2 protein-coding genes are annotated in these 8,412 nt (G+C 52.7%); both read left to right on the top strand.

Annotated elements, in window-relative coordinates; translation table 11 throughout:
* The first annotated feature begins 210 nt into the window (after window positions 1–210).
* Entirely contained in the window at window positions 211–552 is a 342-nt protein-coding gene (locus DW089_RS08350; RefSeq protein ID WP_199614726.1) for a hypothetical protein, read from the top strand.
* Between the two features lie 1,767 nt (window positions 553–2,319).
* Window positions 2,320–8,412: hypothetical protein (locus tag DW089_RS08345; RefSeq protein WP_199614724.1), on the top strand; the 6,093-nt coding region annotated here is incomplete at its 3' end.

The raw sequence follows: 8,412 nt of genomic DNA, 5'->3' as shown, positions 1-8,412 counted from the left end.
GAAATCATTGGGAATTTGTCTTACCCTGTTTTGTATGATTTTATTTTACGGTAATAGGTGTTTTCCTATTTCAGGTTTCACAATAGTGTATTCACAATATCGGCAATTTCCTTCCTCTAGCCGCCGTGCAATCCTACCGTTAATTTGGTACAATGGGGAAAAAGTCCTGGCCGGAACTTCTTGTATTACGGTTCTGGCGGGAAGGAGGATATGATGGAATCGACAAAAATCAATGCGGCAGAGCTGGAGGGGCTGATTGCTGCATTTCATCAGCTTTGGGATAGTTTTCCGGGGTTGGCGCGGCTAATCACCACCCGGCATGAGATTTTGGCTTCCAATGACCTGGCTCGGAAGGCTGGGTTTGTGGAAGGGGAGATCTGCGCCAAGGTGGGCAAGCCGGAGAGTCACCGGAATTGTCTGCTAGGCAAGATGGTCCAGACGGGCCAGGCTCAGACGCAATGGCTAGGCAATGAGAAGATTAAGGGCTGGATGCCGGTGGAAGGGCATCCGGAGCTGTTGATTCACTTTACGCTGTTTTTGCCGGAAAGGTAAGAAAAGGAGGAGATTCTGGAGGGGCCCAGCTGCCTTCCTGACGTCAGGCACCTTCCCTTGAACAAGCCCCAACTGCGCCTTTGGCATTCTTATGCTAGGCGCATCTTCCCCATTTCAGCTGCTCCACAGCTGAAACGGAGAAGACGAGGTGCGAGAAGGCAGCGTCCGGGGGGCGCAAATGCAGGAAGCGTTCTATAATTGTTACTGGCCAATTGTTAATCGTTACTATTGCGTTACCACTACATTAACTGTCAAAATACCTAAAGCAGCGGACAGCACTACCCATGCCCTCCCCGCCTAACAGGAAGGGGAGGGACGGCCAATCCGAGAATCCAAGGGCCGGGGTGGGGAAGGGACATTCTGCGATGCTGGCGCCGCCGTATATTCTGAAAAAAAGCACCGCACACTTTCGTAGAATGTGTAGGATGTATTCCTAATTTACAAAATGTTGATTCTTCTTTCTGTAAATGTAACGAGATAATGACTGTAACGCATTTGTTGATGAATGTAGCTTTGGAATAGGTGTATCTTCCCCATTTCAGCCGTTTACACGGCGAAATGGAGGAGACGAGTGTTGCTGCGAGAAGGCAAGCGGCCGGGGGCCGCAAAGAACTGGCCTAACCCGCTGGACTTACGATTCAACCACATATCGTTTTTGCTTTCCATGACATTTTTCGACGGGGATGTGAAATAATACCTACCCTTGAAAAAACCGACTTGTGAGCTCAAAAGAGTTCGCAAGTCGGTTTTTTTGTTCGTTATGCCGTATCCAAACTTCAAAACTTCCTCAGTCAGTCCTGCGGACTGACAGCCCCTCCACGCTTGGATGGGCCGGTCTTAGGCCTATACTGGTCTTGTGCTAAACGGGTTTTGAGATAAAATCACGGTATGTAAATACTAGCACTACCCTTCTCTGTCACTTGACCAGTAGAGGTCTGGAATGCTTCCTGAGTGGTTCTCTGTGCTCCGGTCCCCTTCATCCTGCGGGTTCAGCTCACGGACGGCTATCAACATAGGTCGCATATTCCAAATGTTCTTGAGAAACTGCATTGACATGAAGTTTTCATTTTTTCACAGCCCCTATTGGTCATCTGCTAAATAGGGGCTAGTGTAATGTGTTCCTGTTTTCTCGGAAATTCAACCACATATCGTTTTGCCTTCTATGGCATTTTTCGACGCAGGTATTGTTCCTGCGTTTTTTGTTTGCTAAAAATAGGACGAATGGGGGAGTATGTACACGAAGGGCGAACTTATTATTAATGGCTTTGATTAAATATGCACATGCAGAACTGGTGATACATAGAAAACATATTATATAAAATAATAAAATACATAGAAGTTGAGAAAGATTGTATGGCTGTTAAATGGGTAAAAATGGCTAAATGATATGTTTTGTGAGGGGTGGTTTTGGGTGGGAGCAGGGATTTAACGTTAACGCAAAAAGTCTGCAAACGTTGATTTCTACTTACTTCATCCGATATCGTACATACAAAACAATGAGAAAATGTACATAAAAGTTTCAGTGTTTACAACTATAGGTGAAAAATTATAAAATTCAATAGAATAATAATAAAATAATGCAACCATAAGAAATTCGTGCTAAAATTAAACTAGAATTATTTTAAATTACAGCAAGGGACTCTGTGTTATTATGCATTATTTGACGGAGGTTTTTGCTGACTGAAAAGGGGCGGGCTTGGATCCGTGCCTGATTGGGTTTCTAGGTATGGCTGGGTGTTCCAGCTGCTGTTGTAAAGGAGTGGTATTATGGGGATATCAAGTAAGCAGCGCAAGGTGTTATCGGCGGTGATTCTGTCCAGTATTTTGGGAATGGGAATAGGGGCCCATCCGGTTTTGGCACAGGATATTACGAATGACCCTGCAACCGTAAGTACGGGCTCCAGTCCGTATTTTGGTGCACAGGCTAAAGGCTCTGACAATGCTGTTTCTAACCAGTTGTCGGTCAGCGGCGATGCCGCTTTGAATAGTGCCTATGGGGGCCTGGCAGACCAAGGCCAAGCCACCGGCAACAGTTTGAATATCAGCGGGGGCACTGTAGTCAATGGCTACGGCGGCTACAGTGCAGGCAGTGACGTAACGGGAAATGGCATTACTATGACTGGCGGATCCGTAACGGGAGCCCTCTATGGTGGCTATACGGCAAAAGGTGCTGCTGGGGCAGAAGATGCCAGCAACACGGTAACCATTACCAAGCCTGGAGACAATAGTCTGGGAACCCTGATTACCGGGGGTGCATCTGCCAGCGGCAGCGCATCGTACAACACCGTTTCCATTACGGACGCCAATGAGACGGACACTGACAGCCTTGTGATTTTCGGTGGCAATGCCAGCGGCGGAGCTGCCAGCAGCAACGGTGTTTCTATTAGCGGCTCTAATTTTGCCAATATCAATATCCGGGGCGGCGTGAATCTTACTGGTACGGGGGATGTGAATGGCAACACGGTATCGGTAACGGGTTCCACGTTGAATGAAAGTACCATGAACAGCGTCGTCGTAATCGGTGCGCAGAATCTGGGTACGGGAACGCTTAATGGGAATACGCTCACCATTGACAGTTCCACGGTACAGTACAGCAATGCAAACGGTACTTTCTGGGGGCTGGTCCGGGCGGCTGACCGGAGTTCTGATACGGAAGGGGTGGCCAATAACAACACCATCACCATTCAGAACGGCAGTACGGTGGGCAAAGTAGACGGGGCCTATCAGCGCAACGGTACGGCCGACGGCAACAAGGCAATCGTTACTGACAGTACCGTAAACGGCATGGTGGCGGCAGCGGAGTTCGCTGATACGACTACGTCCGGGAACGCCACGAACAACGAAACCACCATTACAAGGAGTACGGTCACCGGCAATGTGTACGGCGGGGAAACCACCCGTGGCTATGCAGCGGGGAACAAGGTGACTGTGGATGGCACATCTGAAGTGGAAGCCAACGTCTACGGCGGCCGGAGCTTTTTGAATGATATAGACCACATCGGCGCAGTGGGCAATACGGTGACCATTAAGGACACGGCTAAAGTGGATAAAGCGGTCTATGGGGGCTGGGCCGGCGGCACAAACATAAACGGCACGCAGGTGAGCAGTACTTCCTCGGCCTATGGCAACAAGGTAATATATGAGAGCACTGCCGGGCAGACGGGTATTACAATCTACGGCGGCTATGCAGTCAATGGCGATGCGGGCCAAGTCGCCTCCGGCACGATTGGTAATGTAGCGTATGACGGTGGTAATACTGTCAGTGTAACGGGCAGCGGCACGTATGACAGCGTGGCCGGCGGCTATTCCGAAAAGGGAAATGCTATCAATAACAAAGTCACCATAGGCGGCACGAATAACGCAGCAGCTCAGAAGGCCTACGGCGGCTACACCGAATCGGGCAATGCGACGAACAACACCGTTACGGTTTCCGGCACGGGCACCAGTACCTATTTCCTGGCCGGGGGCTATACCAAGAGCGGCACAGCCGGAGGTTCTAAAGAGACGGCCAATACCGTTACCATAACCGGGACCAGCGAAACGGCCGCAGCTGTCAGCGGCGGCGTCTACGGCGGCTATTCGGAAAGCGGTCCTGTCAGCTATAACAATGTGAAAATCGATTACGGTACGTTAAGTACAGGTTACATTGAGGGGACTAGCTCTCTAGCTGAAGTGGACGGTGGCTATTCGAAAAATGGCGACGCATCCAACAATACGGTTGAAATTTCTAATACGACTGCAAATGTGAATCTGAGTGGCGGCTATTCCATGTCAGGGGCTGCCAATAGCAACAGCCTTACCCTTGATACTGTCACTAGTGACAAGTATATCTCTATCGTGGGTGCCGCCGCTATGAATGGATCTGCCAATGGCAATAATCTGACGATTAAAAATTCTAGGTTTGGAAATGAAAATAATTCGAGTGCCGCGGTTTTCGGGGCTATCGCGCACAATGGGTCTAACTCGGCCAATAACAACACGGTGGAGATTTCCAATTCAACAATTTATGATCAGTCTATTATAGGTGCTCAGTTGGCGGGTTCCAGCGGCAGTTTGACGGGCAATACACTGACGGTGACCAATACCCAGACCAATGGCGGCATGATTCGCGGCGCTGACCGGAGCGATCAGTCCAATGGCTATAATAACAACAACACGGTTACGGTCACCAACAGCAGTACCAAGCAATATTCTTGGGACTATGGGTCTGTAGAAGGCTCGTACCAGCGGTATGGGACTGCGTCCGGCAACAAGGTTACGATTAACGGGAGTGAGGTAGGCAGCGTATACGGCGCCAATCTATTCTACGGAAGGGGTAATATCAACAACAGTACCGTAACCATAACCGACAGCACCCAGGCTGATGGCACCACCGTAGATAAAACAAGCACCGTACATGGCTCTGTGTATGGCGGCAATACCGTTGACGGGTCGGCCAACTACAGTACAGTAACCCTGTCCGGTGATACCACGGTTACGAATTCGGTTTATGGCGGCTACAGCGGTACTTATTACAAGGGTTCCGATGGCGCCCGGGGCAACAGCGTGGTGGTTAAGGATACAGCTAAAGTTAATAACAGCAATAATGGTTTGGCCAATATCATCGGCGGCTATACGGGATATGGAAGCACCTCGGGCGGTCCCAATGCCGTGGGCAACTCCGTATCCTATACCAGTATGGCGGAACAGACGGGCCTTGTCATCTACGGCGGCTACGCATCCAATGGCAATGCCGGCATGTCTAATTCGTTTACCTTTAACGGAGAAACTCATGACGGCGGCAACAGCGTCACCGCAGCGGGCAATGCCACGTACAGCAAGATTTACGGCGGCTATGCAGGAAATGGCGATGCCATCAGCAACGACGCAGTTCTGGACGGCGAAAATGGAGCAGTTTTCAATACGGTGTACGGCGGCTATACCGCTACGGGCAATGCCAATGAAAATACCATTACCGTGCAGAATAATGCTGATACAAAGGATCTTTTGTATGCCGGGTATTCTGCCAGCGGTAATGCCGACAGCAATAAGCTGATTGTGACAAAGGGCACGGGCATCCAGGGCTATGCCGGGTATACCAATAGCGGCGAGGCAGCCAGCAACGCCATCACCTTTGATAAAGGCACGATGGGGACCACTTTGGTCTCGGGCTACACCAAGAGCGGCGCTGCCCATGACAATACGGTGACGGTGGACGGCGGCTCCTCTACGGCTGCGACCAACACCCTTTACGCCGGCAAGACCGATGCCGGCTCGGCCTACAACAATAAGATTACTATCAACAATACGGATACGGCTGGCGTGGGCAATCTCATTGCCGGCCAGTCCGACCAGAAGGCCTATAACAACGAAATCGACATCAATGACGGTACTGTGGCTACGGCCATTGCCGGCCAGTCTACGGCAGCTAGTGTGGAAGGCAATATTCTGCGCATTGCCGGCGGGACCGTCAGCATGGCCTATGGCGGATCGGCAGCAGCCGGGGCAGCAACGGGCAACCAGGCTTATATTACCGGCGGCAGCGTCAGCACGGTAACAGCCGGCCTAAGCAGCGGCACGGCCAGCGGCAATACCCTGGAAGTATCCGGGTCTACGGCGGTGGTTGGCACAGCCGTTGCCGGCAATAGTGCCAGCGGCGCCGCTACAGGAAATAGCTTGACCATTTCCGGGGGTGAAAAAGTAACCTCCGCCACGGCGGGCATCGGGGAGACGGGAGCCTCGGGCAACCAGGCCAGCGTCAGCGGTGGTACCGTGGGCACGGTAAGCGCTGGGGAATCCGAGACGGGTACGGCAGCTTCCAATACTACAACCGTCACCGGCGGCACGGTGACCAGTGCCTATGGCGGCTGGACAGACAGCGGTACGGCATCTGGGAACGCATTGAACGTTTCCGGCGGCACCACAGAGCAGGCTTTTGGCGGCTACGCAGTAAGTACCGGTACGGTAACGGGCAACAAAGCCACGCTTTCTTCTGGCACGGTATCTCAATACCTCTACGGCGGCTATGCCAATATCGGCACAACTTCTGAAAACACGGTCACCGTCTCTGGCGGTGGCGCAGGCGAGGTAGCAGGCGGCTACAGCACCACCAATGCTTCTGACAACAAAGCCTTTATGACGGACGGCAGCGTCAATATACTGGCAGGCGGTATATCTCCCAGCGGCAGTGTTACAGGAAATACCGCGGACATGAGCGGTGGTACGGCACATATGGTCATCGGCGGCCTCATGAACGTGGGAACGGGAGAGGGCGCTGAAGTATCCGGCAATAGCGTCACCATGTCCGGCGGCGAAGCCACTAATGTTTACGGCGCTTCTGCCGCTGCCGGCGATGCCGCAAACAATGCGGTCACACTTTCTGGCGGCACGGCGACTACCGTAGTAGGCGGCAATGCAATTTCCGGGGCTGCGGTCAGCAACACGGTAACGCTCTCCGGCGGTACGGCTGACACGGTAACCGGGGGGACAACGGAACCTGGCACTGCGGAGAATAATACTGTGAATGTCAATGAGGGCAGCATCATTACCACCTCTGTGGCCGGCGGTTCTTCCGACTCTGGGACCGTTACAGGAAATACCCTGAACATCAACGGGGGTACCGTAGGGACTACGGAAGCTGTAGACGCAGACGGAAACCTGATTATCGGCGGCATTTCCAAGAGCGGCAGCGTCACGGACAACACAGTGAACGTGTACGGCGGCACCCTGGGGGCTATGATGAGCCTGTACGGCGGGCTGGTGACGGATACCGGTTCTTCCGGCTCCGGGAATACGCTGAACATGTACAACAAGGCCAACACGGTGAAGAACCTGGGCAGATTCCAGACCATGAACTTCTACGTGCCCAAAGGCACCGTGGTGAACGAAACCATGGTGACTGTGACGAATACGGCGGACGTGAGCAATACGGCCATCTACGGGGCCATTGACGACTCCACCAAGATGAGCAAGGGGCAGGTTATCAACCTGATTGTGGACAATAATGGGATTACGTCCAATGGCACCACCTATGGCATGATTCCGGGGAAAGATGAAGTGACGGATGAAGGCTTCGTATCCCAAAAGGTCATCAACAAGAAAATTGATGCCAACCACATTGTGCTGATGATTCCGGACGACGATGTGCCCAAGATTGAGGAAGATACGAAGGCATTCCCGGAAAACCGGGCCAATGCTACAGGCACGCTGATTGAAGCCTCCGACCTGGCGGTAACCGATGGTTATGCCAGCGCCGTAGCGGCCTACCGGGCAGCCTGGCTGGAGGACCATTCCATTAAGGCGAAGTTCACGCCGTATGTGGTGCTGGGCGGGCACAACCTGCGCTACACCACCGGCTCCTACGTGGACAGCAACGGGTTCAACGGGGAACTGGGCTTTGTAAAACGGAACTTCGAAGACGGTCATGCGGACACCATCATGCCCTTTGTGGAATACGGCAACGGGAACTTTGTTGGACACCAGGACAGCGGGGCCCGGAGCGACGGGGACCAGCGGTATCTGGGCGGCGGCATCCTGCTGCGGCGGGACCTGGACAACGGGCTGCACTACGAAGGTATGCTGCGAGCAGGGCGGATCAACGGGGACTATGCAGGGCTCATTGACGAGCACCACGCCAGCTACAAGAACAGCTCGCCGTATATTGCGGCCCACGTGGCCTTGGGTAAGCTGTATAAGCACGGGACCAGCGATTTTAACTACTATGCACGGTTCTTCTGGACCCATTTAGGGGCGGACCACGCCATTGTAACCAGCGATCTGGGCCGGGCGCCATATAACTTTGACAGCGTGAATTCCTACCGGACGCGTTTGGGCTTCCGGTGGACCAAGCACCTGGATGAGGACGTAAGCTCCGTGTACGCC

It is taken from the genome of Acidaminococcus sp. AM05-11, from assembly GCF_003472805.1.
Taxonomy (GTDB): domain Bacteria; phylum Bacillota; class Negativicutes; order Acidaminococcales; family Acidaminococcaceae; genus Acidaminococcus; species Acidaminococcus hominis.
Note: the sequence above shows the minus strand (reverse complement) of the source record. Positions and strands in the feature narration are given on the sequence as shown.